A 24,168-nucleotide genomic window follows, 5' to 3' on the forward strand; every position below is an offset into this window, starting at 1 on the left:
CAATTTCTCCTAATCGTGCTGCAGGCGGTCGGACAACCGCTGCAGCGCTCGCCGCGACTGCTGATCGAGTCGCGCTAGACAAAACAGGCCACTGATGGCAATCACCATGCCGGCCATGGTCGGCACCGTGGCACGGGACACCCCTGCCGCCATTGCGCGCGGGTTGCCGTTGCCGCTGATAGCCATCACATCGAATACCTGAATCATGCCGCTAACCGTGCCCAGCAACCCCAACAGCGGGCACAGCGCAATCAGTACCCGCACCATCGGCAGATAGCGGTTGAGCTGCGCCTGCGCCTGCGCCAGCCATGCGCTGCGAATATGCCGCGCGGCAGCGCTGCGCCGTTCGCTGCGCGCCTGCCAGCCGTTGCAATAGCCCTCGGCGCGACGCGGAAACACCAGTGACAGATACCACAGCCGCTCCAGCATCAGCGTCCACAGCAGCACGGTGGCGCCAAGAATGGTCCACAGCACCCAGCCACCGCTGTCGAGAAAGTCCGGCAGCCGCCACAGGACCTCAGTCACTGCGCCGCTCCCCGCCAAGGTGCAGGGCAATCAGCCCGGCGCTCTGCTGTTCCAGCAACTGGATCAACGCCTTGCTGCGCGCCACCACCAGGCTGTGCAGGAACAGCAGCGGAATAGCCGCCACCAACCCGAGCACCGTGGTGACCAGCGCCTGCGAGATACCATCGGCCATCATCTTCGGATCGCCGGTGCCATATTGGGTGATCGCCTGGAAGGTGGCGATCATGCCCGTCACCGTCCCCAGCAGCCCCAGCAGTGGCGCCACTGCGGCCAGCAGCTTGATCAGCCCCTGCCAGCGCTCCAGCGCAGGCGTTTCGCGCAGGATGGCCTCGTCCAGCTTGAGTTCCAGGGTATCCAGTTCTTCCAGCCGCGGACGGCTGCCAATCACGCTCAGCACACGGCCCAGCGGGTTGCTGTCGGTCAACTGGTCGAGGTCCGCAATCTGCCGGTCAACCCGGCGCTGCACCAGCTGCAACCAAGCCAGCCGCGCCAGCGCCAGCACTATGCCCAACGCCCCCAGAGCCACAATGACATAGCCGACAATGCCGCCCTGGGACAGACGGGTCAGCAGGTCCGGGGTGCGCTGCAGCTGCTCGATGACCTGACCGCGCGCCGGATCGATGGCGATATCGGCCACCGCCTCGCGGGGCGCGAGAAAGTCCGCCAGCAGGCCCACGCCATCGGGTTGACGTGCTGCCACCTGCAACGCCTGGCTGTCGGCCTGATACAGCAGATATTCATCGCCGGCAACCGCAACAAAAGGCCCGACCGCAACAACGGGCTGCGCCTGCTGGTTACCCTGACGGTCGATCAGCGGTGCGCTAAAGCGCGCCACTTCACCGCTGGCGTTCATGTCCTGCTGTAGCCGGTACCAGAATTGCTCCAGCACCTCGACACTGGGGATGCGGCTGCTTTGCGACAAGGCTTCCAGCTCGCGCTGGCGTTCCGGGTAACGGGCGTTAAGCAGGGAATCCTGCCATTGACTGAGGGTATCGCCAGCGCCCTGACGCACCACGCCGAATAGCTCTCCAAGATTGCCGCTGCGCTCGGTCAGTTCCTGACGCAGTTGCGACAGCTGTTCGCTTTGCGCCTTGAAGAGCGCATCCAGCTCGTCGGCGCGGGCCTGCGCGCTTGTCAGCTCGGCCCGCGCCTGCGAGAGGCGCGCCTGCTGCTGATTGCGCTCACGCAGGAAGCGTTGCTCACGCTCGCGCATGGCGGCCTGTTCGGTACTGCGGGTTTCGCGAATCTGCTCCAGCAGCGCCTGCTTGTCGAAAGACTGGGCCTGCGCCAGCGGCGCCAGGCAACAGAGCATCAGTACCCAGAAGCGAGCTTTCATTGGGCTACCTCCGTGCTGACTGGCGGCATGGGCAAGCGCAACAGCTGTGGCGACTGCTCGTTGCGGGCAATGGCAATGCCATCGCTCAGGGGGCGGCGATAGCTGGCCGGCAGCGCCTGCCAACTGCCAGCGGCAGTATCCCAGTAACCCTGTTCCTGACCATCAAGGCTTTGATAAAAGAGCATCAGCCGGCCAATGCGCAAGAACTCGACCACTCGCGCCTGTTCGCCGGCTGGCAACTGGCCGCGCCAGGCCTCCAGAGTGCGACCATAGTCGCTCTCAATCTGGTAAGCCTCCAGCACCCGCCGGTAGAGCTCGGCCACGCTGATTTCGGGGTCGATCAGCAGGTCCTGCAAGCGGGCAATGCGGTCCTCACGCTCATCCAGCAGAAACGGCATATCCAGCGCGACAAAGGCCTCCAGTGACTCGATCATGCGGCGGATCAGCGGCAGCATCTCGCGCTGGGTGTCCGCCAGACTGTCGATCTGCTGCTGCAGACTGGTCAGCTCCTGCCCCTGCGCCTCCACCATCAACTGCAGGCGCTCGCTGTACTCGTTCAGCGCCAGCGCCTGATCCTGAGCCTGGGTGTACTCCTCCAACGCGGCTCGGGCGGCGTCATCAAGGTTATCGATGCGTTGCTGCGTGGCAACCGCCTCGGCGGTCAGTTCACGACTTTCCTGCTGCGCCTGCTGCAACGCCTGCTGCGCCTGCAGGCTGAGCGGCACGGCCAGCAACGCGACCAGCCAAACTGCTTTCATTCGCTGTTCCCCCGGCGAAGGCTGGCCTGACCAGCCCGTCAAAAAAGAGAATGATTATCATCTTTATACTAAAGTGTCTGCAACCGCGCTCTCAATCTGGGTGTGGCAGCCTGCCGCACCCACCCGTGCCCGGCACTTGCTCCAGATCAATAGTCCGATCCAGGGCAGGCCGTAGAGTAGCAACTGTCCAACACATTAGGAGACTGAACATGTCCGCTTTTGCATCCCGCCTCGGCCTCGCAGCGCTCTTCGCCCCCGTCCTGCTGGCCGTTTCGGTAACCGCTCAGGCCCACCAGGCAGGCGACATCATCGTTCGCGCCGGTGCCGTTACCGTTGACCCGAAAGAGGATAGCAGCCGCGTCAAGGTCGGCGGTGTACCGCAGGCCGGCACTGCCGCCACCCTCAACAGCGACACCCAACTGGGTCTGAACCTGGCGTACATGCTGTCCGACAACTGGGCTGTTGAAGTGCTGGCTGCCACTCCGTTCGAGCACGACATCGGCACCAAAGGACTGGGCGGCCTGGAGCTGGGCTCCACCAAGCACCTGCCGCCGACTGTCAGCGTCCTGTACTACCCGATGGCCAGCAGCTCCGCCTTCCAACCGTACGCGGGCCTGGGCATCAACTACACCTGGATGTTCGATGACAAGCTGAGCAGCGAAGCAGAAGCAGCAGGCTTCAGCGGCCTGGAACTGGATGACTCATGGGGTCTGGCGGCGCAGCTGGGTATGGACTACATGCTGAGCGACAAGCTGATGCTGAACGCCCAGATCCGCTACATCGACATCGAAACCACCGGCACAACCTACGCAGGTCCGACCAAGGTCTCTGTGGATGTCGACATCGACCCGATGGTCTACATGGTCGGCTTGGGCTACAAGTTTTAAGCAGACCCTCACTCACGGCTGCACTTCCCCCTGGGGCCTACGTGGTCTCGGGGGATTTTTTATTCAGGGTCAGACAAAAAAGCGGACCGCTGCTCAGTGCGAGCCCAGCAATGCCGTGAGACTGACACGCCAGGTCCGCGGCTTGATGCCAAACACATAGAGCAGACGCCGGCCGCTGAGCACAGCATTGCGCGGCTCCAGCGCCGCCGCAGGCTGACTATCGAAAGAAACAGGCTCGATGACCGGCTCGCGCGCCAGCTGTCCATCCAGCACCAGCTCCTGCGCCAGGGTACGGGCAAAACTGATCCAGCTGGCGACCTCGGCACTGGCATAGTGGTAACAGCCATACAGCTCGCTACCGCAGTCCAGCTGCTTGAGTCCGGCCAGCACCACGCGCGCCATATCCTCCAGCGGTGTGGGGGTGCCCCGCCACTCCTCCGCCAGGGAAACGCTGTCGCCGGCCAATAACTGCGTGACCAGCCGCTGCAGCATGCCCTCGGGCGAGCTATCCAGCACCCAACTGAAGCGCAGCAGCAGATGACGTCGACACTGCCCCTGCAGCAATTGGTCCAGCTCGGCCTGCAGCGCGCCGTGGGCACCAATGGGTGTCAGCGGATCCTTTTCGGTGTAGGCCTGCTCTTTCACACCGTCAAACACCCGCGTACTGGACAGCCGATACAGCAGCAGATCCCGGTCGGCGCACTGGGCCACTAGCTCGCGGACAAACACGCGCTCGGCCTCCAGGCCCTCCGGGGCCGGATCCAGCACCTGAAACTGCTGATGGTAAAAACTCAGGTCCAGTACTGCGTCTGGCTGCAATGCGTCGAGCCAGCCGGCTACCTGCCCCGGCTCCCAGCTGACTGGCGGTTCATCCACCAGCAGAAACTCGATATCGTCTTGCGCCGCCTGAGTAACCAACGCCTGACCTAGCAGGGACGTCTTGCCCAGCAGCAACACCCGCATTCGCATGCCTTGATGATCCTTGAATCAGAAACAGGCAAATATTGTGCAGCCTTTATGCCACCGCCGTCACCTGTCACATGCGAACTCCGCAGCTGCTCAGGTGTAGGTGATCAACTCACGGCGCTGCGGACTGTCCAGATGCGGAACCGCGTTGAAGCCCGCAAGACGCATTGCCCGCTGGTTGAATACACAATGAATCAGCCCGGTATTGCGCGTCTGCAGGTTCAGCTCGACCATGGTCTTGCTCGGCGCCTCCAACAACTGACGCACCAGCATGGCAATCGCGCCACCGGAGCTGACAGCCAGCACACGGCTACCCTTGAAGTTGTTCATAATGTGCTCACGCGCAGTGAGAATACGCTGCTCGAACTCGGCCCAGGTTTCCGGCAAGTCGCCTTCCAGCTCGCCCTCTGACCAAAGCACAATGCCCTGCTTGAGACGCTTGAAGAAATCCGCCACGGCCGGTTTTTCCGGCAGCGCCTGCTCAGGGTGCTGGGCCAGAAAGGCATGCAGGATGGAGTGAAAGTCAAACTCGTTGAGTTCGGCAAAGACCTGAAAGCCCGTCGGCTCAATGCCCATACCGGCGCAGATGCCCTCGGCGGTCTCGCGGTGGCGCACCATGTCGCCGGTCAGAATATGATCAAACTGCATCTGCTGGCTGGCAAAGTACTCGCCCAGCAGACGGGCCTGCAGGTGACCTTTTTCCGATAGTTGATCGTAGTTGTCACTACCGAAGGACGCCTGACCGTGACGAACGAAATAGACTTCTGACATGCTGAAAATCCCCGAGCTGGAGTAACTGGACAACCCGCAGCCCGGCATCGACACCGACGCAGGACCTCTCACGAGCCACAAAAAAACCCGGCAGACCGGGGATGCAAGATCCTAGGTCATGCCGGGTTGCGGCGACAGCTACATTTTAGAACGGAATGTCATCATCAAAGCTGTCGTAATCCGGTGCCGACTGCTGCGGCGCCTGCTGTTGCGGCTGAGCGGCCGGCTGGGACTGCGGTGCCGGACGCTGCGGACGGGACTGGCCCATGCCCTGCTCACCACCACCGCCCTGACGGCTGTCCAGCAGCTGCATCTGGCCACCCATGTCGACAACCACTTCGGTGGTGTAACGCTTGACGCCGTCCTTCTCCCACTCGCGGGTCTGCAGGCGTCCCTCGATATAGAGCTTGGAGCCCTTGCGCGCGTATTCGCCAACTACCTCGGCGATACGACCGAAAAACACCACGCGGTGCCATTCGGTGCGCTCCTGCATCTGGCCGGTCTGCTTGTCCTTCCAGCTGTCGCTGGTGGCCAGCGTCACGTTGGCCACGGCATTACCGTTGGGCAGATAGCGCACTTCCGGATCACCACCGACATTACCGATCAAAATTACCTTGTTTACGCCTCTGGCCATGCCATTCTCCTGCTGTACCTGGTGATCAAACGGGTGCTGCGACCCGGTTAAGTGCCTCACGATCCAATATCTTAGCGTCCACTTTCAAGTAGGCTGCTGCCTCCTCGGCAACAATCACGACTTCGGTCACACCTGCAACGGCCTGCAGGCGGGTGGCCAGCGCGGCATCGTCAAGACAGGCGGGGGACAACGCCAGGCGATAACTGGTCACATAAGGCGGTTCGCGCATGGTACCACCAATGACCAGCCACGACAGCGCCAGCAGCGCGCAACCGACGAAGACGCCGCTCAGTCCGAACTGCGCAAACAGCCAGCCGCCGAACATGCCGCCCAGCGCCGCGCCGGCAAACTGGCTGGTCGAATAAACCCCCATCGCCGTGCCCTTGCCGCCAGCCGGCGCAATCTTGCTAAGCAGCGACGGCAGGGTCGCTTCCAGCAAGTTGAAACCGACAAAGAATAGAATAATCGCCGCCACCAGCCAGGGCAGACTGTGCTGGCTCAACCAGAACAGCGGCTGTACCAGGGCGAGCACCGCCACCGCACCGAGCATCACGCGCTTCATTTGCCGTTGCCGCTCGGCATAAATGATAAAGGGCACCATGCCGAAGAAGGACAGCAGCAGCGCGGCCAGATAGACCCACCAGTGCTCTTCCTTGGCCAACCCCGCCTGCTGTTGCAGAGCCAGCGGGATGGCCAGAAAGGTCGCCATCAGGATGGCGTGCAGACAGGCAATACCGTAATTCAGCCGCAGCAGTTGCCCATTGGCCAGCGCAGGCCACAATGCGCCCCGCACAACCCCAGCGTCGCGGTGCGGTTGCGTATGACGAGGCGTGGGCACCGCCAATATCACCAGTACGATACCGACCAGCGCCAGAGCCGAGGTCGACAGAAAGACGCCACTGAGCCCCGCCACCCGTGCGACCACCGGCCCGGCGACCATGGCCACGGCAAAGGCCAGACCAATGCTCATGCCGATCATCGCCATTGCCTTGGTGCGATGCTGCTCGCGCGTGGAGTCGGCCACCAGCGCCATCACTGCGGCGGCAATCGCGCCGGCGCCCTGCAGCACGCGCCCGGCGATCACCTGGGTGATGCTGTCGGCTCCCGCCGCAACCAGTCCGCCAGCGGCAAACAGCAGTAGACCAAAGACAATCACCGGCTTGCGCCCAACGCGGTCCGAGAGCATGCCGAAGGGAATCTGCAGAAACGCCTGAGTCAACCCGTAGGCGCCAATCGCCATACCAATCAGAAAGGGTGTGGCGCCCTGCAGCTGCTGCCCCCAGGTCGCCAGTACCGGCAACACCATGAACAGGCCAAGCATACGGAAGGCAAAGACCAGTGCCAGCGAAACGGAAGCGCGGCGTTCCTGGGGGCTCATGGAGTCAACCTGATGCATGACAGCTCCGGGTAAAAGCGCGGATATTACCATGCCTGCCCCCATCTCGGGACGCACACCGCCCGGTTGCGCCACTTTGCCGCCGGACCGGCGCAACACGTATACTTGTCTGCTTTGTCGGCCGCGAGGTGAGAGTACTGTGGATACCATCCAGATACGGGGTGCACGCACGCACAACCTGAAGAACGTCGACCTTGATCTGCCACGCGACAAGCTGATCGTGATCACCGGACTGTCCGGCTCAGGCAAGTCGTCACTGGCGTTCGACACCCTCTACGCAGAGGGTCAACGCCGCTACGTCGAGTCACTGTCCGCCTACGCGCGGCAGTTTCTATCGATGATGGAAAAGCCCGATGTCGACCATATCGAAGGGTTGTCCCCGGCGATCTCCATCGAGCAGAAGTCGACGTCGCACAACCCGCGTTCCACCGTCGGCACCATCACTGAGATTTACGACTACCTGCGCCTGCTGTTTGCCCGCGTCGGCACCCCGATGTGCCCAGACCACAACCTGCCGCTGGCGGCGCAGACCATCAGCCAGATGGTCGACCAGGTTTTGGCGATGCCCGAGGGCAGTAAGCTGATGCTGCTGGCACCGGTGCTACGCGAACGCAAGGGCGAGCACCTGGCACTGATCGACGAACTGCGCGCCCAGGGCTTCGTCCGCGCACGCATCGACGGCCGCATCCATGATCTGGATGAAGCACCGGCGCTGGACAAAAAGCGCAAGCACACCATCGAAGTGGTGGTTGACCGCTTCAAGGTGCGCGCCGACCTGCAGCAGCGGCTGGCCGAGTCCTTCGAAACCGCCATCGGCCTTGCCGACGGCATCGCCATTATCGCGCCGATGGATGGCGAAGACGGCGAAGAAGTCACCTTCAGCGCCCGCTTCGCCTGCCCCGAGTGCGGGCATTCGATCAGCGAGCTGGAACCGCGGCTGTTCTCCTTCAACAACCCCGCGGGCGCCTGTCCCACCTGTGACGGCCTGGGCGTAAAGCAGTTCTTCGATGCCCGGCGTCTGGTCAACGGCGAGCTGACGCTGGCCGAGGGCGCCATTCGCGGTTGGGACAGACGCAACGTCTATTACTTCCAGATGCTCAGCTCGCTAGCCGAGCACTACGGCATCGACCTGGACATGCCCTTCGACCAGATACCGGACGAGCACCGCAAGCTGATCCTGCAAGGCACCGGCAATGACAAGGTCCCCTTCCGCTACCTCAACGACCGTGGCGATGTAGTCCAGCGCGAGCATCCATTCGAGGGCATCGTGCCCAATCTGGAGCGGCGCTACCGGGAAACCGAATCCCAAAGCGTGCGCGAAGAACTGGCCAAGTACCTGAGCACCCAGCCCTGTCCGGACTGTCACGGCACACGACTGCGCCGCGAAGCACGCCACGTCATGATCGACAATCGCAACCTGCCGGGCCTGACTACCTTGCCCGTCGGCGCGGCCGCAGCGTACTTCGAGCACCTCACCCTGGAAGGCAGCCGCGGCGAAATCGCCGAGAAGATCCTCAAGGAAATCCGGGCACGCCTGATGTTCCTGGTCAACGTCGGCCTCGACTATCTGACCCTGGATCGCAGCGCCGACACCCTGTCCGGCGGCGAGGCCCAGCGCATTCGCCTGGCCAGCCAGATCGGCGCGGGACTGGTCGGCGTCATGTACATCCTCGACGAGCCGTCCATCGGCCTGCACCAGCGCGATAACGAGCGCCTGCTCGCGACCCTGGTTCATTTGCGCGACCTGGGTAACACCGTGATTGTGGTAGAGCATGACGAGGACGCTATTCGGCTGGCCGATTACGTCGTCGACATCGGCCCCGGCGCCGGCGTACACGGTGGCCGGGTTGTATCCCACGGCACGGCGCAGCAGGTGATGGACGACCCCGCCTCGCTGACCGGCAAATACCTGTCCGGCAAGGTAAAAATCGCCGTACCCGCCGAGCGCACACCACTGCGCAAGAACGAGTGGCTGCGCCTCAAGGGCGCCTGCGGAAACAATCTGCAGAAGGTCAACCTAGAGATTCCGGTCGGACTGCTGACCTGCGTTACCGGCGTGTCAGGGTCGGGCAAGTCGACGCTGATCAACAACACCCTGTTCCCGATCACCGCCACCGCACTGAACGGCGCCACTACGCTGGAAACGGCGCCTTACGGCAGCTTTGACGGCCTGCAGCACCTGGACAAGGTGGTCGACATCGACCAGAGCCCGATCGGCCGCACCCCGCGCTCCAACCCCGCCACCTACACCGGCTTGTTCACTCCAATTCGCGAACTGTTCGCCGGCACGCAGGAAGCCCGCTCACGCGGCTACAAGGCAGGCCGCTTCTCTTTCAACGTTAAGGGCGGACGGTGCGAAGCCTGCCAGGGCGACGGCCTGATCAAGGTGGAGATGCACTTCCTGCCAGACATTTACGTGCCTTGCGATGTCTGCAAGAGCAAGCGTTACAACCGCGAGACGCTGGAGATCAAGTACAAGGGCAAGAACATCCACGAAGTGCTGGAGATGACCATCGAGGAAGCCCGTGACTTTTTTGATGCGGTCCCGGCACTCGCTCGCAAGCTGCAGACCCTGATGGATGTCGGCCTGTCGTATATCCGCCTGGGACAGTCAGCAACCACGCTGTCTGGCGGTGAAGCCCAGCGCGTGAAGCTGGCCCGCGAGCTCTCCAAGCGCGACACCGGCAAGACCCTCTACATTCTCGATGAGCCGACTACCGGCTTGCACTTCGCGGATATCCAGCAGCTACTGGATGTGCTGCACCGCCTGCGTGACCACGGCAACACCGTCGTGGTGATCGAGCACAACCTAGACGTCATCAAGACTGCAGACTGGATTGTCGACCTCGGCCCAGAGGGCGGCTCTGGTGGCGGTCAGATCATCGCCGCCGGTACGCCGGAGCAGATCGCGGCCGAGGCAGCCTCTCACACCGGGCGCTTTCTTGGCCCGCTGCTAGAGCGCGACCGCGACTGATATCGAATAGAGGAGCCGCCCCACGGCGGCTCCTCACTTCATTCGGCACATCCAGCACCAAATCGCAGACACAAAAAAACCGGCCTAAGCCGGTTTTCTTGTCGTGCCTGACTAACTTACTCGTCAGCTGCAGCCGCTTCAGGGCGGTCAACCAGCTCAACGTAAGCCATCGGGGCAGCATCGCCAGCGCGGAAACCGCACTTCAGAATGCGCACATAGCCACCCGGACGGGTTGCATAGCGCTTGCCCAGGTCGTTGAACAGTTTGCCGACCGCAGCTTTGCTACGAGTACGGTCAAACGCCAGACGACGGTTGGCTACGGTGTCTTCCTTGGCCAGGGTGATCAGCGGCTCGGCGACGCGACGCAGTTCCTTGGCTTTCGGCAGAGTAGTTTTGATCAGTTCGTTTTCGAACAGCGACACTGCCATGTTCTGGAACATGGCCTTGCGGTGTGCGCTGGTGCGACTCAGGTGACGACCACTTTTACGATGACGCATCTCTCAATTCCTCGGTGTCAAGACGATCAGGCCGAAACCTTGTCGTCCTTCTTCAAGCTTGCAGGCGGCCAGTTGTCCAGACGCATACCCAGAGACAGACCACGCGAAGCCAGAACGTCCTTGATCTCGGTCAGGGACTTCTTACCCAGGTTCGGGGTCTTCAGCAGCTCTACTTCGGTACGCTGGATCAGATCGCCAATGTAGTAAATATTTTCAGCCTTCAAGCAGTTGGCCGAACGGACAGTCAGCTCAAGGTCGTCCACCGGACGCAGCAGAATCGGATCGATCTCGTCTTCCTGCTGCTCGACAACCGGCTCCTGGTCACCCTTCAGATCAACGAAAGCGGCCAGCTGCTGCTGCAGAATAGTTGCAGCGCGGCGAATAGCTTCTTCCGGATCCAGAGTACCGTTGGTCTCCAGGTCGATAACCAGTTTGTCCAGGTTGGTACGCTGCTCGACCCGCGCACTTTCCACCACGTAAGCCACACGGCGAACAGGAGTGTAAGTGGCGTCCAGCTGCAGACGGCCAATGGAGCGCGTTTCGTCCTCATCGGACTGACGCGCGTCGGCCGGCTCATAACCGCGGCCACGGGCCACGGTCAGCTTCATGGTCAGCTCGCCGTTGTCGGACAGCGTGGCAATCACGTGGTCCGGATTAACGATTTCGACTTCGTGGTCGAGCTGAATGTCGGCAGCGGTGACAACGCCCGGGCCTTTCTTGGAAAGGTTCAGGGTTACCTGGTCGCGACCGTGCATGTTGATCGCCAACCCTTTCAGGTTGAGCAGGATCTCGATGACATCTTCCTGGACGCCTTCGATAGCGCTGTACTCGTGCAAAACGCCATCGATTTCGGCCTCTACCACGGCGCAGCCGGGCATGGACGAGAGCAGAATGCGACGCAGCGCATTGCCCAGGGTATGACCGAAACCACGCTCCAGCGGCTCAAGAGTGATCTTGGCGCGCGTGGGCGAAGTTTCCTGTACGTCGATATGACGCGGAGTTAGAAACTCGGTAACCGAACTCTGCATGTGGGGCACCTTTATGCTGTCTGTCGCTTACTTGGAGTACAGCTCGACGATCAGGTTTTCGTTGATGTCGGCATACAGATCGCTGCGAGCGGGGATGCTCTTGAAAACGCCTTCTTTCTTGGCGCTATCAACTTCAACCCACTCTGCACCGCCACGCTGAGCAGCCTGTTCCAGAGCGCTGTTGATGCGCAGCTGGTTCTTGGCTTTCTCGCGAACAGCGACCACGTCGCCCGGGGCTACCGAGTAAGACGCAATGTTGACGGTCTTGCCGTTGACGCTGATCGACTTGTGCGACACCAGCTGACGTGCTTCAGCGCGAGTAGCACCAAAGCCCATGCGATAAACGACGTTGTCCAGACGACGCTCCAGCAGTTGCAGCAGGTTCTCACCGGTAGCACCCTTCAGGCGGGCAGCTTCCTTGTAGTAGTTGCTGAACTGACGCTCGAGAACGCCATACATACGACGGACCTTCTGCTTTTCACGCAGCTGAGTACCGTATTCTGAAAGACGACCACGGCGTTGGCCGTGAACACCCGGAGGAGTTTCCAGTTTGCACTTGGAGTCGAGAGCGCGCACGCCGCTTTTCAGGAACAGGTCAGTACCTTCGCGACGAGACAGCTTGCACTTGGGACCAATATAACGAGCCATTTTACCGTCTCCTGATTAAACGCGACGCTTCTTGGGCGGGCGGCAGCCGTTGTGGGGAATGGGGGTGACGTCGGTGATGCTGCTGATCTTGTAACCACAAGAATTCAGCGCACGCACGGCAGACTCACGACCCGGGCCGGGGCCTTTGACGCACACGTCCAGGTTCTTCAGGCCATACTCGAGAGCAGCCTGACCGGCACGCTCGGCCGCTACCTGGGCAGCGAACGGGGTGCTTTTGCGCGAACCACGGAAGCCGGAACCACCGGAGGTAGCCCAGCTCAGGGCGTTGCCCTGACGGTCGGTAATGGTGATGATGGTGTTGTTGAAAGACGCGTGGATGTGGGCAACCCCATCAACGACTGTCTTTTTTACTTTTTTACGTACACGAGCAGCTGGCTTAGCCATATCTGTAGATTCCCTCGCAATTACTTACGGATCGGCTTGCGCGGACCCTTACGGGTACGAGCATTGGTCTTGGTGCGCTGACCGTGAACCGGGAGACCCCGACGGTGACGCAGGCCACGATAGCAGCCGAGATCCATGAGGCGCTTGACGTTCATATTGATCGCGCGGCGCAGGTCACCTTCGGTCGTGCTCTTGGCAACTTCATTGCGCAGGGTATCAATCTGCTCTTCGCTCAGATCCTTGATTTTGACACTGGGCGCAATGCCAGTGGCGGCACAGATCTGCTGTGCCTTGGTCTGACCAATACCAAAAATATAGGTCAGAGAGATAACAGTGTGCTTGTTATCCGGGATGTTGACGCCTGCAATACGGGCCATCCAATTTACTCCGTCTGACAGCTACCTGACTCAACCCAAAGAGGTTGCTCGAAAAAGGGTGCAGTAGGGTAGCGCTAACAAAAATAAAATTCAACCACCTGACCAAAATATGGCCAGGTGGCGGTTATCCTGAGACGTAGTCTTAATTCAGAACCGGGGATTAACCCTGGCGCTGCTTATGACGGGGCTCAGCACTGCAGATTACGCGTACGCTACCATTGCGACGGATAACCTTGCAGTTACGGCAAAGCTTCTTGACTGATGCTGCAACTTTCATAGCCGACTCCTATAACCCGAATACTCAGCGGAGCATGCCGCTGCCGTAACCCTTCAGGTTAGATTTCTTCAAAAGAGACTCGTACTGCTGAGAAACGAGGTGCGATTGTACTTGTGACATGAAGTCCATAACAACCACTACAACGATCAGCAGCGAAGTCCCACCCAGATAGAAGGGCACATTCGCCGATACCACCAGGAACTGCGGCAGCAAGCAGACCGCGGTCATGTACAGGGCACCGAACAGGGTGAGACGGGTCAGCACGCTATCGATGTAGCGAGCCGATTGCTCACCGGGACGAATCCCCGGAATGAATGCACCGGACTTCTTGAGGTTTTCCGCAACATCCTTCGGATTGAACATCAAGGCTGTGTAGAAGAAGCAGAAGAAAATGATCCCTGCACTAAACAGAATGATGTTCAGCGGCTTACCCGGCCCAATTGCCTGCGCGAAGGTTTGCAGCCACTCCATGTTGTCACCCTGGGCGAACCAGGTACCCAGCGAAGCCGGGAACAACAGGATACTGCTGGCGAAGATGGCCGGGATCACACCCGCCATGTTGACCTTGAGGGGCAAATGGCTGGTCTGCGCGGCAAACACCTTGCGACCTTGTTGACGCTTGGCATAGTTGACCGTGATTCTGCGCTGGCCACGCTCGACAAACACCACGAACGCGATCATGGCGATGGCAACCAAGCCAACACCGATTAACGCAAAAATATTGATGGTACCCAAACGGGCACCCTCGAAGGACTGACCAATGGCTGCCGGCAGACCGGCAACAATGCCGGCGAAGATCAGCATCGAGATACCGTTTCCGACACCCCGTTCGGTGATCTGCTCACCGAGCCACATCATGAACATCGCCCCGGCAACAAAGGTTGTAACCGCTACAAAGTAGAAGCTGAACCCGGTGCTGAAGGCCACACCCTGACTAGCCAGACCAACGGACATACCGATGGCTTGAATAAACGCCAGGACCAGCGTCAGGTAACGCGTGTACTGACTGATTTTCCGGCGACCGGACTCCCCTTCCTTCTTCAACTGCTCCAGCGACGGCGTAACGGCCGTCATCAGCTGCATGATGATGGATGCAGAGATGTACGGCATGATGCCCAGAGCGAAGATACTCATCCGCTCCAGAGCACCGCCGGAGAACATGTTGAACAAGCTAAGGATCGTCTCTGAATTCTGATTGAACAGATCGGCCAGACGATCAGGGTTTATCCCGGGAACCGGAATATGCGCCCCGATACGGTAAACGATGATCGCGAGGAACAGAAAGCGCAGGCGCCCCCAGAGTTCACTCAAGCCACCTTGATTCATTCCAGAAAGAGCGCCTTGCTTAGCCATTTAGTCCTCGATCTTGCCACCAGCTGCTTCGATCGCTGCACGTGCACCTTTGGTCACGGCCAGGCCTTTGACGGTAACCGCTTTGGTTACGTCGCCGGACAAGACGATCTTCGCACGTACAAACTTGTTGCCAATGATATTGGCATCTTTCAGCGCCTGCAGGTCAACAACCTCAGCGTCAACTGCGTTCAGTTCGCTGGTGCGAATTTCAGCAGTGACCATAGCCAGTTTGGAAGTAAAACCAAACTTCGGCAGACGACGGTGCAGCGGCTGCTGACCACCTTCGAAACCGGGGGCAACGGTGCCACCGGAACGAGAGGTCAAACCTTTGTGACCGCGGCCAGCGGTCTTACCCAGACCGCTACCGATACCACGACCGACGCGCAGCTTTTCACGGCGTGCACCCGGCGCGGAACGCAGATCATTCAGTTTCATGTCTTATTCCTCTACCCGAACCATGTAGGAGACCTTGTTGATCATCCCACGCACAGACGGAGTGTCTTCGACTTCAACGGTGTGACCGATGCGACGCAAGCCCAGGCCTTTAACACAAGCCTGGTGCTTCGGCAGACGACCAGCGACACTCTTGAACAGAGTCACCTTGATTTTTTCGTTTGCCATGTCCACTTACCCCGTGATGTCTTCAACGGTCTTGCCGCGCTTGGCCGCTACAGACTCGGGAGACTGCATCGACTTCAGACCCTTGTAGGTAGCCTGAACGACGTTAACCGGATTGGTGGAACCGTAACATTTGGCCAGTACGTTGTGTACGCCAGCGGCTTCGAGAACGGCGCGCATTGCACCGCCTGCGATGACACCGGTACCTTCGGAGGCCGGCTGCATGAACACCTTGGACGCACCGTGAGCGGCGCGAACAGGGTACTGCAGAGTGGTTCCGTCCAGGTCAACCTGAATCATGTTACGACGTGCAGCTTCCATAGCCTTCTGGATGGCGGCTGGCACTTCACGTGCCTTGCCGCGACCGAAGCCCACACGACCTTTGCCATCACCGACAACAGTCAGTGCGGTGAAAGCGAAGATGCGGCCGCCCTTAACTACTTTGGCAACGCGGTTAACCTGGACCAGCTTCTCGATGTAACCTTCGTCGCGCTTTTGATCGAAATTAGCCATAACTCTACCCTTAGAATTCCAGCCCGCCTTCACGAGCGGCGTCGGCCAGCGCTTTTACGCGACCATGGTACTTGAAGCCGGAACGGTCGAAGGCGACCTGAGTTACACCGGCGGCCTTGGCACGCTCTGCGACCAGCTGGCCAACTTTCTTGGCTGCTTCGATGTTGCTGGTGGAACCAGCGCGCAGCTCGGAGTCCAGAGTGGAGGCGCTAGCCAGCACTTTGGCGCCATCTGCCGAGATGACTTGTGCGTACATGTGCTGCGAAGAGCGGTGCACGCACAGACGAACGGCTTCCAGATCGCGCAACTTCAGGCGCGTACGGCGAGCTCGACGGAGACGAATAACTTTTTTATCGCTCATTTGCTATGCCCTACTTCTTCTTGGCTTCTTTACGACGCACTACCTCATCGGCGTAGCGTACACCCTTGCCCTTATAGGGCTCCGGACGACGGAAATCACGAATTTCCGCAGCTACCTGGCCGACCAGTTGCTTGTCGATGCCTTTGATAATGATGTCAGTCTGGCTGGGGGTTTCAGCGGAAACACCCTCAGGCAGCTGATAGTCGATCGGGTGGGAGTAGCCCAGCGCCAGGTTCAGAACCTGACCTTTCGCCTGAGCCTTGTAACCTACGCCAACCAGCTGAAGCTTGCGCTCGAAGCCTTGGCTAACGCCGATGACCATGTTGTTGACCAGAGCGCGGGTAGTACCGGCCATGGCCATGTTCGGGCTGCCGGCACGGGCTGCAAAACGCAGCTCGCCGTCTTCCTGAACAACCTCAACAGTCGGATGCAGGCTCAGTTCCAGGGTACCTTTGGCGCCCTTGACCGACAGTGCCTGACCGTCCAGTTTGATTTCTACACCCTGCGGCAGCTTGACAGGGTTCTTCGCGACGCGAGACATCGTTAACCCCCTATCAGAATACGGTGCAGAGAACTTCGCCGCCGATACCGGCAGCGCGAGCAGCGCGATCAGTCATCACACCTTTGTTGGTGGAGACGATGGAAACGCCCAGACCGCCTTTAACCTTCGGCAGTTGCTCAACGGACTTGTACTGGCGCAGACCGGGACGGCTCACGCGCTTCAGCTCTTCGATAACCGGCTTGCCTTCGAAGTACTTCAGCTCGATAGACAGGGTCGGCTTAACGTCGCCAACCACTTCGTAACCGGCAACGTAACCTTCTTCCTTAAGTACCTTGGCGACAGCCACCTTCAGCTTTGCCGAGGGCATGCTGACGCTGGACTTTTCAGCCATCTGGGCATTACGGATACGGGTCAGCATATCTGCCAACGGGTCCTGCATACTCATGGGCTATGTGCTCCTGAAACTGAGTAATAAAAGTCTGGATTACCAGCTGGCCTTGACCAGACCAGGCACGTCACCGCGCATGGCTGCTTCACGCAGCTTGATGCGGCTCAGACCAAACTTGCGGTATACGCCGTGCGGACGACCAGTGACGCGGCAGCGGTTACGCTGACGGACCGGGCTGGAGTCGCGCGGCAGTTTTTGCAGGGCTACCTGAGCAGCCCAGCGATCTTCTACAGAGGCGTTCACGTCACCAATGGTCGCTTTCAGAGCTGCACGCTTGGCAGCAAATTTGGCGACCAGGCGAGCACGCTTGGCCTCACGGTTTTTCATACTGACTTTTGCCATTGTCCTGACTCCTAGTTACGGAACGGGAAGTTGAAGGCGCGCAGCAGCGCACGACCTTCGTCGTCGGTCCGCGCAGTAGTAGTCAGGGTGATGTCCAGACCACGCAGAGCATCGATCTTGTCGTAATCGATTTCCGGGAAGATGATCTGCTCCTTGACACCCATGCTGTAGTTGCCACGGCCATCAAAGGACTTGGCATTCAGACCACGGAAGTCACGAACACGCGGCAGGGAAATCGACAGCAGACGGTCGAGAAATTCGTACATCTGCTCACGACGCAGGGTGACCTTGACGCCAATCGGCCAGCCATCGCGGATCTTGAAGCCAGCGATAGACTTGCGAGCGTAGGTAACGATGCCCTTGCGGCCGGTGATCTTTTCCAGATCAGCCAGTGCGTTTTCGATGACCTTCTTGTCACCAACTGCTTCACCAAGGCCCATGTTCAGGGTGATCTTGGTGATTTTCGGCACTTCCATCACGTTCTTCAGGCCCAGTTCTTCCTGGAGCTTGGGAACGATGTTAGTGCGATAGGTTTCTTTCAATCTCGCCATGGTAAGCACCTAGATTCTCAAGCGTCGACAGCTTTTTGGGTCGACTTGAAAATACGAACCTTCTTACCGTCTTCGACTTTAAAACCGACACGGTCGGCTTTGTTAGTCTCGGGGTTGAAGATTGCCACGTTGGAGACGTGGATCGGCGCCTCCTTCTCAACAATACCGCCCTGAGCACCAGCCATCGGGTTCGGCTTGGTGTGGCGCTTGATAATGTTGACACCGGAAACCAGCAGGCGGGCATCGTCACCAACTTTCAGGACTTTGCCACGCTTGCCCTTGTCTTTACCGGCAATGACGATTACGTCGTCGTCGCGTTTGATCTTTTGCATGACCGGGCTCCTTACAGCACTTCGGGCGCGAGGGAAACGATCTTCATGAACTGCTCATTACGCAGCTCACGAGTCACCGGCCCAAAGATGCGGGTACCGATCGGCTCATTCTTGTTGTTGAGCAGAACGGCAGCGTTGCCATCGAAACGGATCAGCGAACCGTCAGTACGGCGCACGCCGTGACGGGTACGCACGATGACCGCGTTGAGCACCTGGCCTTTCTTTACTTTGCCGCGCGGAATCGCTTCCTTCACGGTCACTTTGATGATATCGCCAATGCCGGCGTAGCGGCGGTGAGAACCGCCCAGAACCTTGATACACATAACGCGACGTGCACCACTGTTGTCAGCCACATCCAGCATGGATTGAGTCTGAATCATAACTTTCTCCGACCCTTAAATAATCCGCTAAGTTGCGCGGGCTTAGACTTGCGCCGCGCGCTCGTCGATCTGAACCAGTGCCCAGCTCTTGGTTTTGGCCAAGGGACGGGTTTCACGAATGGTCACCAGATCGCCGATGCGGCATTCGTTGTTCTCGTCGTGTGCCTTGAGCTTGGTAGAGCGCTTCACGTACTTACCGTACAGAGGGTGCTTTTCCTGACGCTCGACGAGCACAGTGATGGTTTTATCCATCTTGTCACTGACAACACGGCCAGTAACGCTACGAACAGTTTTGTTCTCGGCCATGATCAGTTACCACCCTTCTGATTGAGCACAGTCTTGACGCGAGCGATGTCGCGCTTTACCTGGTTCAGCAGATGCGTTTGACCGAGCTGACCGGTTGCTTTCTGCATGCGCAGGTTGAACTGATCGCGCAGCAGGGTGAGCAGCTGTTCGTTCAGCTGCTCAGCAGATTTTTCACGAAGTTCTGTCGCTTTCATTACATCACCGTCCGCTTAACAAAGGTGGTAGCGAGAGGCAGCTTGGCTGCGGCCAGGGCGAACGCTTCGCGGGCCAGCTCTTCGGAAACACCTTCAATCTCGTAAAGGACCTTGCCCGGACGAATCTGGGCTACCCAGTACTCGACGTTACCCTTACCTTTACCCATCCGTACCTCGAGAGGCTTCTTGGAAATGGGCTTATCCGGAAACACGCGAATCCAGATTTTACCGCCACGCTTAACGTGACGAGTCAGGGCGCGACGAGCCGCTTCGATCTGACGTGCAGTCAGTCGACCGCGGCCTACGGCTTTGAGCGCGAACTCACCGAAGCTCACCTTGCTACCACGATGCGCCAGACCACGGTTGTGGCCGGTCATCTGCTTGCGGAACTTCGTACGCTTAGGTTGTAACATGTGCGTACCCCTTACTTAGCAGCTTTTTTCTTGGCCGCGACGGCTTTGGTTTCTTCCTGGAGACCACCAATGATCTCGCCTTTGAAGATCCAAACCTTCACACCGATCACACCGTAGGTGGTGTGGGCTTCAGCTGTCGCGTAGTCGATGTCGGCACGCAGGGTGTGCAGCGGCACACGGCCTTCACGATACCATTCGGTACGGGCGATCTCGGCGCCGCCAAGACGGCCGCTAACCTGGATCTTGATACCCTTGGCACCAATGCGCATGGCGTTCTGTACAGCGCGCTTCATGGCACGACGGAACATCACACGACGCTCGAGCTGCTGAGCAACGCTTTGTGCAACCAGGGCACCGTCGAGCTCCGGCTTGCGGATCTCTTCGATGTTGATGTGCACCGGCACGCCCATCTGGCTGGTCAGATCCTGACGCAGCTTCTCAACGTCCTCACCCTTCTTGCCAATCACGATGCCCGGACGAGCAGTGTGAATGGTAATGCGGGCTGTCTGCGCCGGGCGCTGGATATCGACGCGGCTGACAGAGGCGCTTTTCAGTTTGTCCTGAATGTACGCGCGTACTTTCAGGTCGGTGTTCAGATAGTCAGCGTAGTTGCGACCATCTGCGTACCACACCGAAGTGTGTTGTTTAACAATACCGAGGCGAATGCCTACCGGATGTACTTTCTGACCCATTTGATCGACTCCTACTTGTCAGCAACCTTGACCGTGATGTGGCAAGACCGCTTGATGATGCGATCAGCACGGCCTTTGGCACGCGGCATGATGCGCTTCAGGGAGCGACCTTCGTTGACAAACACGGTGGAGACCTTGAGGTCATCCACGTCTGCGCCATCGTTGTGCTCGGCGTTCGCAATAGCGGACTCGAGTACTTTCTTGATGACGGCAGCGGCCTTCTTGTTGCTGAATGCCAGCAGGTTCAGGGCCTCATCCACCTTCTTACCGCGGATCTGGTCGGCGACCAAACGCGCTTTCTGGGCAGAGAGTCGGGCGCCCTTATGAGTAGCGGCTACTTCCATCTTCTAACCCCTTAGCGCTTGGCTTTCTTGTCTGCAGCGTGACCACGGTAGGTACGCGTAGCAGAGAATTCGCCCAACTTGTGACCGACCATGTCTTCGCTAACGATAACTGGGACATGCTGGCGACCATTGTGTACAGCGATGGTCAGACCGACCATCTGCGGCAGAATCATCGAACGGCGCGACCAGGTCTTGATCGGCTTACGGTCGTTCTTTTCTACTGCCACTTCGACCTTCTTCAACAGGTGAAGATCGATAAAAGGACCTTTCTTCAGAGAACGCGGCACTGTCGTATCCCCTCTAATTACTTGCTGCGACGACGGACAATCATCTTGTCAGTGCGCTTGTTGGACCGAGTCTTGGCACCCTTAGTCGGGAAGCCCCACGGAGAAACCGGATGACGACCACCGGAGGTACGACCTTCACCACCACCATGCGGGTGATCTACCGGGTTCATGGCAACACCACGAACGGTCGGACGAACACCGCGCCAGCGTTTGGCACCGGCTTTACCCAGCGAGCGCAAACTGTGCTCACCGTTGGACACTTCACCCAGAGTCGCGCGGCATTCGCCAAGGACTTTGCGCATTTCGCCGGAACGCAGACGAACGGTGACGTAGGCACCTTCGCGAGCAACCAGCTGGACAGCAGCGCCAGCACTGCGAGCTACCTGAGCACCTTTACCAGGCTTCAGTTCGATCGCGTGAATAGTGCTACCTACCGGGATGTTGCGCAGCGGCAGGGAGTTACCGGCCTTGATCGGCGCATCGGCACCAGAGACCAGTTGATCGCCAGCAACAACGCCTTTCGGGGCGATGATGTAGCGACGCTCACCGTCGGCATACTTCAGCAGTGCAATATGAGCAGTACGATTCGGATCGTACTCGACGCGCTCTACAACAGCGGGGATGCCGTCCTTGTTACGACGGAAGTCCACGATGCGGTAGTGTTGCTTATGTCCGCCCCCACGATGACGCGTGGTGATGCGGCCATTGTTGTTACGACCACCAGACTTGCCTTGCTTCTCCAGCAGCGGTGCGTGCGGAGCACCTTTGTGCAGGTCAGCGTTAACGACCTTGACGACGAAGCGGCGGCCAGCGGAAGTAGGTTTACATTTAACAATTGCCATGATGTACCCCTGTCTTATTCAGCGCTGGCGAAGTCGATGTCTTGACCGGCTTCCAGGCTAACGTAGGCCTTTTTCCAGTCATTACGCTTGCCCAGGCCGCGAACGGTGCGCTTGGTCTTGCCTTTGACATTCAAAGTCGATACCGCCTTGACCTTGACGTTGAACAGCTGCTCAACGGCCTTTTTGATTTCCAGCTTGGTCGCAGTGGTATCCACTTTGAACACGAACTGGTTCTGGCCGTCGGCCAGCACGGTTGCCTTTTCGGACACATGCGGGCCAAGCAGTACCTTGAAAATGCGCTCTTGGTTCATCCCAGCATCTCCTCGAACTTCTTAACAGCAGGCACTGTGATCAGTACCTTGTCGTAAGCGATCAGGCTAACCGGGTCAGAACCTTGAACGTCGCGCACGTCGACGTGCGGCAGGTTACGCGCTGCCAGGTACAGGTTCTCATCAACGCCTTCGGTAACGATCAGCACGTTCTGCAGATCGAGTTCCTTCAACTTGCCGGCCAGAGCCTTGGTTTTCGGTGCGTCAACGGAGAAGCTCTCAACAACGACCAGACGATCCAGGCGTACCAGCTCGGACAGAATGGAACGCAGTGCGCCGCGGTACATCTTGCGGTTCAGCTTCTGCTCGTGATTTTGCGGACGGGCAGCAAAGGTAGTACCACCGGAGCGCCAGATCGGGCTGCGGATGGTGCCGGCACGGGCACGGCCGGTACCTTTCTGACGCCAGGGCTTCTTACCACCACCGGAAACGTCGGAACGGGTCTTTTGCTGCTTGGTACCCTGACGAGCACCAGCCATGTACGCGACAACGGCTTGGTGAACCAGGGTTTCGTTAAACTCGGTTGCAAAGGTCAGATCGGAAACTTCGATCGCGCTTGCACCAGCTACATTCAGATTCATGGTAACTCCCCCTTAACCCTTGGCCTTGACCGCCGGGCGAACGATAACGTCGCTACCGGTAGCGCCAGGCACGGAGCCCTTGATGAGCAGCAGGTTACGCTCAGCGTCAACGCGAACGACCTCAAGAGTCTGCACGGTTACCTGCTCGGCACCCATGTGACCAGACATCTTCTTGCCCTTGAATACACGGCCAGGGGTCTGACACTGACCGATGGAACCGGGTACACGGTGGGAAATAGAGTTACCGTGGGTAGCGTCCTGGCCGCGGAAATTCCAGCGCTTGATGGTACCGGCAAAGCCTTTACCCTTGGACTGACCAGTTACATCCACCTTCTGACCTGCTTCAAACAGGCCAACAGTCAGCTCGGAGCCAGTTTCGTACTGGGAGCTGTCTTCCAGGCGGAACTCGAGCACCTGGCGACCGGCAGCCGCATTGGCTTTGGCAAAATGCCCAGCCATCGGCTTGGTCACGCGATTGGCACGACGCTCACCCACAGTCACCTGAATGGCTTGATAGCCATCGGCTTCCAGGGTCTTAACCTGAGTAACGCGGTTCGGTTCTACTTCTACAACCGTAACCGGAATAGATACACCATCTTCAGTGAAAACGCGGGTCATACCGCATTTCCGGCCGACTAAACCAATAGTCATTTTGTAAACCTCATGAGTGCACGGGGCTATTACCCGCTATGGCCGCCCAACACAGGGCGTTACACGACCTTTAGCCCCCGTTGTGGGGCTATCAGCCGAGGCTGATCTGAACCTCTACACCTGCAGCCAGGTCCAGCTTCATCAGCGCATCAACAGTTTTGTCGGTGGGCTGAACGATATCCAGCACCCGCTTATGGGTACGGATTTCATACTGATCGCGCGCGTCTTTGTTGACGTGCGGCGAAATCAGAACAGTAAAACGCTCTTTACGAGTCGGCAAAGGGATCGGACCACGCACCTGAGCCCCAGTACGTTTCGCGGTATCCACGATTTCCTGGGTAGATTGATCGATCAGGCGATGGTCAAAAGCTTTCAACCGAATACGGATCTGTTGGTTCTGCATTTGACCAGAAACTCCAAGCAACTGATTTCAGGCGCAGCCGGTCAACGGATGCACCCGTCCAAGGGAGGCGCAATTCTACTGATGCGCCCCATCACTGTCAACCAAAAGAAAAGCCCCCGCAATGCGAGGGCTTTTCCCTTGTACAACTCAGATCATCACTCGATGATCTTGGCTACCACACCGGCGCCAACGGTACGACCGCCTTCGCGGATCGCAAAGCGCAGACCGTCTTCCATCGCAATCGGGG

38 protein-coding genes are annotated in these 24,168 nt (G+C 59.0%); 2 read left to right on the plus strand and 36 right to left on the minus strand.

Features of this window, described 5'->3' with window-relative positions:
* Nucleotides 1-9: 9 nt before the first annotated feature.
* From ASB58_RS18920 to ASB58_RS18930, 3 genes are read right to left on the minus strand one after another with little or no spacing between them, the layout of a single operon-like run.
* Nucleotides 10-525, minus strand: coding sequence for a MotA/TolQ/ExbB proton channel family protein (locus ASB58_RS18920; protein WP_235827340.1), 516 nt, complete (start codon nt 523-525; stop codon nt 10-12).
* Nucleotides 518-1,861 (minus strand): MotA/TolQ/ExbB proton channel family protein, encoded by a 1,344-nt coding sequence (locus ASB58_RS18925; protein WP_118131986.1) that lies wholly within the window; start codon nt 1,859-1,861, stop codon nt 518-520. The genes ASB58_RS18920 and ASB58_RS18925 overlap by 8 nt, the downstream gene beginning before the upstream one ends.
* Nucleotides 1,858-2,619, minus strand: a complete 762-nt coding sequence (locus ASB58_RS18930) for a DUF3450 domain-containing protein (RefSeq protein ID WP_118131987.1) — start codon at nt 2,617-2,619, stop codon at nt 1,858-1,860. Before ASB58_RS18930 ends, ASB58_RS18925 begins: the two co-directional genes overlap by 4 nt.
* Nucleotides 2,620-2,813: 194 nt before the next feature.
* Between ASB58_RS18930 and ASB58_RS18935 the strand changes: the two genes are divergently transcribed.
* Entirely contained in the window at nt 2,814-3,506 is a 693-nt protein-coding gene (locus ASB58_RS18935; protein WP_096006260.1) for an OmpW/AlkL family protein, read from the plus strand.
* A gap of 93 nt (nt 3,507-3,599) precedes the next feature.
* Here the strand turns inward: ASB58_RS18935 and ASB58_RS18940 are convergent, their stop codons facing one another.
* The 4 genes from ASB58_RS18940 to ASB58_RS18955 form a co-directional block, all read right to left on the minus strand.
* Nucleotides 3,600-4,475: a sugar nucleotide-binding protein gene (locus ASB58_RS18940; protein WP_118131988.1), complete on the minus strand. Its 876-nt coding sequence runs from the start codon at nt 4,473-4,475 to the stop codon at nt 3,600-3,602.
* A 90-nt stretch (nt 4,476-4,565) separates the two neighbouring features.
* A complete protein-coding gene (locus ASB58_RS18945) occupies nt 4,566-5,243 on the minus strand; it encodes a histidine phosphatase family protein (RefSeq protein ID WP_096006247.1) in 678 nt (225 codons plus the stop codon).
* Between the two features lie 145 nt (nt 5,244-5,388).
* A complete protein-coding gene (ssb, locus tag ASB58_RS18950; protein WP_083728616.1) occupies nt 5,389-5,877 on the minus strand; it encodes a single-stranded DNA-binding protein in 489 nt (162 codons plus the stop codon).
* Between the two features lie 25 nt (nt 5,878-5,902).
* Complete coding sequence (locus ASB58_RS18955; RefSeq protein ID WP_096006248.1) at nt 5,903-7,273, minus strand: MFS transporter; 1,371 nt, start codon at nt 7,271-7,273, stop codon at nt 5,903-5,905.
* A gap of 139 nt (nt 7,274-7,412) precedes the next feature.
* Between ASB58_RS18955 and uvrA the strand changes: the two genes are divergently transcribed.
* A complete protein-coding gene (uvrA, locus tag ASB58_RS18960; RefSeq protein ID WP_096006249.1) occupies nt 7,413-10,247 on the plus strand; it encodes an excinuclease ABC subunit UvrA in 2,835 nt (944 codons plus the stop codon).
* Between the two features lie 116 nt (nt 10,248-10,363).
* On the opposite strand, the gene rplQ is transcribed toward uvrA, so the two are convergent.
* From rplQ to ASB58_RS19105, 29 genes are all read right to left on the minus strand, one after another.
* Nucleotides 10,364-10,744 (minus strand): 50S ribosomal protein L17, encoded by a 381-nt coding sequence (rplQ, locus tag ASB58_RS18965; protein WP_083728619.1) that lies wholly within the window; start codon nt 10,742-10,744, stop codon nt 10,364-10,366.
* A gap of 26 nt (nt 10,745-10,770) precedes the next feature.
* Nucleotides 10,771-11,772 (minus strand): DNA-directed RNA polymerase subunit alpha, encoded by a 1,002-nt coding sequence (locus tag ASB58_RS18970; protein WP_083728620.1) that lies wholly within the window; start codon nt 11,770-11,772, stop codon nt 10,771-10,773.
* Between the two features lie 27 nt (nt 11,773-11,799).
* A complete protein-coding gene (gene rpsD / locus ASB58_RS18975; protein WP_083728621.1) occupies nt 11,800-12,420 on the minus strand; it encodes a 30S ribosomal protein S4 in 621 nt (206 codons plus the stop codon).
* Nucleotides 12,421-12,435: 15 nt separating this feature from the next.
* Entirely contained in the window at nt 12,436-12,825 is a 390-nt protein-coding gene (gene rpsK, locus ASB58_RS18980) for a 30S ribosomal protein S11 (protein WP_083728622.1), read from the minus strand.
* A gap of 20 nt (nt 12,826-12,845) precedes the next feature.
* Nucleotides 12,846-13,202, minus strand: a complete 357-nt coding sequence (rpsM, locus tag ASB58_RS18985) for a 30S ribosomal protein S13 (protein WP_096006250.1) — start codon at nt 13,200-13,202, stop codon at nt 12,846-12,848.
* Nucleotides 13,203-13,362: 160 nt separating this feature from the next.
* A complete protein-coding gene (rpmJ, locus tag ASB58_RS18990) occupies nt 13,363-13,479 on the minus strand; it encodes a 50S ribosomal protein L36 (RefSeq protein ID WP_074781302.1) in 117 nt (38 codons plus the stop codon).
* A gap of 24 nt (nt 13,480-13,503) precedes the next feature.
* Nucleotides 13,504-14,832 (minus strand): preprotein translocase subunit SecY, encoded by a 1,329-nt coding sequence (secY, locus tag ASB58_RS18995; RefSeq protein WP_096006251.1) that lies wholly within the window; start codon nt 14,830-14,832, stop codon nt 13,504-13,506.
* Nucleotides 14,833-15,267 carry a 50S ribosomal protein L15 gene (rplO, locus tag ASB58_RS19000; RefSeq protein WP_083728625.1) on the minus strand — a complete coding sequence of 145 codons (435 nt, stop codon included), beginning with the start codon at nt 15,265-15,267 and terminating at the stop codon, nt 14,833-14,835. It lies immediately after the preceding gene.
* A gap of 3 nt (nt 15,268-15,270) precedes the next feature.
* Nucleotides 15,271-15,453 (minus strand): 50S ribosomal protein L30, encoded by a 183-nt coding sequence (gene rpmD, locus ASB58_RS19005; RefSeq protein ID WP_065335992.1) that lies wholly within the window; start codon nt 15,451-15,453, stop codon nt 15,271-15,273.
* Between the two features lie 6 nt (nt 15,454-15,459).
* Nucleotides 15,460-15,963 (minus strand): 30S ribosomal protein S5, encoded by a 504-nt coding sequence (gene rpsE, locus ASB58_RS19010; RefSeq protein WP_083728626.1) that lies wholly within the window; start codon nt 15,961-15,963, stop codon nt 15,460-15,462.
* Between the two features lie 10 nt (nt 15,964-15,973).
* Complete coding sequence (gene rplR, locus ASB58_RS19015) at nt 15,974-16,324, minus strand: 50S ribosomal protein L18 (RefSeq protein WP_083728627.1); 351 nt, start codon at nt 16,322-16,324, stop codon at nt 15,974-15,976.
* Between the two features lie 10 nt (nt 16,325-16,334).
* Complete coding sequence (gene rplF, locus ASB58_RS19020) at nt 16,335-16,865, minus strand: 50S ribosomal protein L6 (protein WP_096006252.1); 531 nt, start codon at nt 16,863-16,865, stop codon at nt 16,335-16,337.
* A 13-nt stretch (nt 16,866-16,878) separates the two neighbouring features.
* Nucleotides 16,879-17,271: a 30S ribosomal protein S8 gene (gene rpsH / locus ASB58_RS19025; RefSeq protein ID WP_083728629.1), complete on the minus strand. Its 393-nt coding sequence runs from the start codon at nt 17,269-17,271 to the stop codon at nt 16,879-16,881.
* A 39-nt stretch (nt 17,272-17,310) separates the two neighbouring features.
* The gene (gene rpsN, locus ASB58_RS19030; protein ID WP_083728630.1) at nt 17,311-17,616 is read right to left on the minus strand and encodes a 30S ribosomal protein S14; all 306 of its coding nucleotides are present in this window, start codon (nt 17,614-17,616) and stop codon (nt 17,311-17,313) included.
* A gap of 11 nt (nt 17,617-17,627) precedes the next feature.
* Nucleotides 17,628-18,167, minus strand: a complete 540-nt coding sequence (gene rplE / locus ASB58_RS19035) for a 50S ribosomal protein L5 (protein WP_083728631.1) — start codon at nt 18,165-18,167, stop codon at nt 17,628-17,630.
* Nucleotides 18,168-18,184: 17 nt separating this feature from the next.
* The gene (rplX, locus tag ASB58_RS19040; RefSeq protein WP_088277355.1) at nt 18,185-18,499 is read right to left on the minus strand and encodes a 50S ribosomal protein L24; all 315 of its coding nucleotides are present in this window, start codon (nt 18,497-18,499) and stop codon (nt 18,185-18,187) included.
* A gap of 11 nt (nt 18,500-18,510) precedes the next feature.
* On the minus strand, nt 18,511-18,879 hold the full coding sequence (gene rplN / locus ASB58_RS19045) for a 50S ribosomal protein L14 (RefSeq protein ID WP_088277353.1): 369 nt from the start codon (nt 18,877-18,879) through the stop codon (nt 18,511-18,513).
* A 42-nt stretch (nt 18,880-18,921) separates the two neighbouring features.
* Nucleotides 18,922-19,185 (minus strand): 30S ribosomal protein S17, encoded by a 264-nt coding sequence (gene rpsQ / locus ASB58_RS19050; RefSeq protein WP_096006253.1) that lies wholly within the window; start codon nt 19,183-19,185, stop codon nt 18,922-18,924.
* Nucleotides 19,186-19,187: 2 nt separating this feature from the next.
* Complete coding sequence (gene rpmC / locus ASB58_RS19055; RefSeq protein ID WP_083728635.1) at nt 19,188-19,379, minus strand: 50S ribosomal protein L29; 192 nt, start codon at nt 19,377-19,379, stop codon at nt 19,188-19,190.
* Entirely contained in the window at nt 19,379-19,792 is a 414-nt protein-coding gene (gene rplP / locus ASB58_RS19060) for a 50S ribosomal protein L16 (protein WP_083728636.1), read from the minus strand. The genes rpmC and rplP overlap by 1 nt, the downstream gene beginning before the upstream one ends.
* 11 nt (nt 19,793-19,803) lie before the next feature.
* The gene (rpsC, locus tag ASB58_RS19065) at nt 19,804-20,484 is read right to left on the minus strand and encodes a 30S ribosomal protein S3 (protein ID WP_096006254.1); all 681 of its coding nucleotides are present in this window, start codon (nt 20,482-20,484) and stop codon (nt 19,804-19,806) included.
* Between the two features lie 11 nt (nt 20,485-20,495).
* A complete protein-coding gene (rplV, locus tag ASB58_RS19070; RefSeq protein WP_065335991.1) occupies nt 20,496-20,828 on the minus strand; it encodes a 50S ribosomal protein L22 in 333 nt (110 codons plus the stop codon).
* Between the two features lie 11 nt (nt 20,829-20,839).
* Nucleotides 20,840-21,115 (minus strand): 30S ribosomal protein S19, encoded by a 276-nt coding sequence (gene rpsS, locus ASB58_RS19075; RefSeq protein WP_083728638.1) that lies wholly within the window; start codon nt 21,113-21,115, stop codon nt 20,840-20,842.
* 17 nt (nt 21,116-21,132) lie between these two features.
* Nucleotides 21,133-21,957, minus strand: coding sequence for a 50S ribosomal protein L2 (gene rplB / locus ASB58_RS19080; protein WP_118131989.1), 825 nt, complete (start codon nt 21,955-21,957; stop codon nt 21,133-21,135).
* 14 nt (nt 21,958-21,971) lie between these two features.
* A complete protein-coding gene (gene rplW, locus ASB58_RS19085; protein ID WP_083728640.1) occupies nt 21,972-22,268 on the minus strand; it encodes a 50S ribosomal protein L23 in 297 nt (98 codons plus the stop codon).
* The gene (rplD, locus tag ASB58_RS19090; protein ID WP_096006255.1) at nt 22,265-22,867 is read right to left on the minus strand and encodes a 50S ribosomal protein L4; all 603 of its coding nucleotides are present in this window, start codon (nt 22,865-22,867) and stop codon (nt 22,265-22,267) included. The genes rplW and rplD overlap by 4 nt, the downstream gene beginning before the upstream one ends.
* Nucleotides 22,868-22,879: 12 nt before the next feature.
* Nucleotides 22,880-23,518 (minus strand): 50S ribosomal protein L3, encoded by a 639-nt coding sequence (gene rplC, locus ASB58_RS19095; RefSeq protein WP_083728642.1) that lies wholly within the window; start codon nt 23,516-23,518, stop codon nt 22,880-22,882.
* A gap of 91 nt (nt 23,519-23,609) precedes the next feature.
* Nucleotides 23,610-23,921 (minus strand): 30S ribosomal protein S10, encoded by a 312-nt coding sequence (gene rpsJ, locus ASB58_RS19100; RefSeq protein ID WP_044501102.1) that lies wholly within the window; start codon nt 23,919-23,921, stop codon nt 23,610-23,612.
* A gap of 155 nt (nt 23,922-24,076) precedes the next feature.
* A partial coding sequence (locus ASB58_RS19105) for an EF-Tu C-terminal domain-related protein (RefSeq protein WP_023007569.1) occupies nt 24,077-24,168 on the minus strand: 92 nt, incomplete at its 5' end.

The organism is Pseudomonas abyssi (genome assembly GCF_003444685.1).
GTDB classification, from domain to species: Bacteria; Pseudomonadota; Gammaproteobacteria; order Pseudomonadales; family Pseudomonadaceae; genus Halopseudomonas; species Halopseudomonas abyssi.

Excerpts from the sequence above, each read along its gene's own strand:
- rplR (WP_083728627.1), bottom strand. The coding sequence starts at position 16,324 with ATGAGCGATAAAAAAGTTATTCGTCTCCGTCGAGCTCGCCGTACGCGC.
- secY (WP_096006251.1), bottom strand. The coding sequence starts at position 14,832 with ATGGCTAAGCAAGGCGCTCTTTCTGGAATGAATCAAGGTGGCTTGAGT.
- rpsN (WP_083728630.1), bottom strand. The coding sequence starts at position 17,616 with ATGGCAAAAGTCAGTATGAAAAACCGTGAGGCCAAGCGTGCTCGCCTG.
- ASB58_RS18955 (WP_096006248.1), bottom strand. The coding sequence starts at position 7,273 with ATGCATCAGGTTGACTCCATGAGCCCCCAGGAACGCCGCGCTTCCGTT.
- ASB58_RS18970 (WP_083728620.1), bottom strand. The coding sequence starts at position 11,772 with ATGCAGAGTTCGGTTACCGAGTTTCTAACTCCGCGTCATATCGACGTA.
- rpsJ (WP_044501102.1), bottom strand. The coding sequence starts at position 23,921 with ATGCAGAACCAACAGATCCGTATTCGGTTGAAAGCTTTTGACCATCGC.
- rplW (WP_083728640.1), bottom strand. The coding sequence starts at position 22,268 with ATGAACCAAGAGCGCATTTTCAAGGTACTGCTTGGCCCGCATGTGTCC.
- ASB58_RS18940 (WP_118131988.1), bottom strand. The coding sequence starts at position 4,475 with ATGCGAATGCGGGTGTTGCTGCTGGGCAAGACGTCCCTGCTAGGTCAG.
- ssb (WP_083728616.1), bottom strand. The coding sequence starts at position 5,877 with ATGGCCAGAGGCGTAAACAAGGTAATTTTGATCGGTAATGTCGGTGGT.
- ASB58_RS18930 (WP_118131987.1), bottom strand. The coding sequence starts at position 2,619 with ATGAAAGCAGTTTGGCTGGTCGCGTTGCTGGCCGTGCCGCTCAGCCTG.
- rplO (WP_083728625.1), bottom strand. The coding sequence starts at position 15,267 with ATGAAACTGAATGATCTGCGTTCCGCGCCGGGTGCACGCCGTGAAAAG.
- rplD (WP_096006255.1), bottom strand. The coding sequence starts at position 22,867 with ATGAATCTGAATGTAGCTGGTGCAAGCGCGATCGAAGTTTCCGATCTG.
- rpsE (WP_083728626.1), bottom strand. The coding sequence starts at position 15,963 with ATGGCTAATTTCGATCAAAAGCGCGACGAAGGTTACATCGAGAAGCTG.
- rplB (WP_118131989.1), bottom strand. The coding sequence starts at position 21,957 with ATGGCAATTGTTAAATGTAAACCTACTTCCGCTGGCCGCCGCTTCGTC.
- rpsH (WP_083728629.1), bottom strand. The coding sequence starts at position 17,271 with ATGAGTATGCAGGACCCGTTGGCAGATATGCTGACCCGTATCCGTAAT.
- rpmD (WP_065335992.1), bottom strand. The coding sequence starts at position 15,453 with ATGGCAAACGAAAAAATCAAGGTGACTCTGTTCAAGAGTGTCGCTGGT.
- rpsK (WP_083728622.1), bottom strand. The coding sequence starts at position 12,825 with ATGGCTAAGCCAGCTGCTCGTGTACGTAAAAAAGTAAAAAAGACAGTC.
- rpsC (WP_096006254.1), bottom strand. The coding sequence starts at position 20,484 with ATGGGTCAGAAAGTACATCCGGTAGGCATTCGCCTCGGTATTGTTAAA.
- rplQ (WP_083728619.1), bottom strand. The coding sequence starts at position 10,744 with ATGCGTCATCGTAAAAGTGGTCGTCACCTGAGTCGCACCAGCGCACAC.
- rplE (WP_083728631.1), bottom strand. The coding sequence starts at position 18,167 with ATGGCGAGATTGAAAGAAACCTATCGCACTAACATCGTTCCCAAGCTC.
- rpsD (WP_083728621.1), bottom strand. The coding sequence starts at position 12,420 with ATGGCTCGTTATATTGGTCCCAAGTGCAAGCTGTCTCGTCGCGAAGGT.
- rpmC (WP_083728635.1), bottom strand. The coding sequence starts at position 19,379 with ATGAAAGCGACAGAACTTCGTGAAAAATCTGCTGAGCAGCTGAACGAA.
- rplC (WP_083728642.1), bottom strand. The coding sequence starts at position 23,518 with ATGACTATTGGTTTAGTCGGCCGGAAATGCGGTATGACCCGCGTTTTC.
- ASB58_RS18945 (WP_096006247.1), bottom strand. The coding sequence starts at position 5,243 with ATGTCAGAAGTCTATTTCGTTCGTCACGGTCAGGCGTCCTTCGGTAGT.
- rplP (WP_083728636.1), bottom strand. The coding sequence starts at position 19,792 with ATGTTACAACCTAAGCGTACGAAGTTCCGCAAGCAGATGACCGGCCAC.
- rpsQ (WP_096006253.1), bottom strand. The coding sequence starts at position 19,185 with ATGGCCGAGAACAAAACTGTTCGTAGCGTTACTGGCCGTGTTGTCAGT.
- rpmJ (WP_074781302.1), bottom strand. The coding sequence starts at position 13,479 with ATGAAAGTTGCAGCATCAGTCAAGAAGCTTTGCCGTAACTGCAAGGTT.
- rplN (WP_088277353.1), bottom strand. The coding sequence starts at position 18,879 with ATGATTCAGACTCAATCCATGCTGGATGTGGCTGACAACAGTGGTGCA.
- ASB58_RS18925 (WP_118131986.1), bottom strand. The coding sequence starts at position 1,861 with ATGAAAGCTCGCTTCTGGGTACTGATGCTCTGTTGCCTGGCGCCGCTG.
- rplF (WP_096006252.1), bottom strand. The coding sequence starts at position 16,865 with ATGTCTCGCGTCGCGAAGAACCCTGTCAAGCTGCCGCAGGGTGTAGAA.
- rpsM (WP_096006250.1), bottom strand. The coding sequence starts at position 13,202 with ATGGCCCGTATTGCAGGCGTCAACATCCCGGATAACAAGCACACTGTT.
- rplV (WP_065335991.1), bottom strand. The coding sequence starts at position 20,828 with ATGGAAGTAGCCGCTACTCATAAGGGCGCCCGACTCTCTGCCCAGAAA.
- rplX (WP_088277355.1), bottom strand. The coding sequence starts at position 18,499 with ATGCAAAAGATCAAACGCGACGACGACGTAATCGTCATTGCCGGTAAA.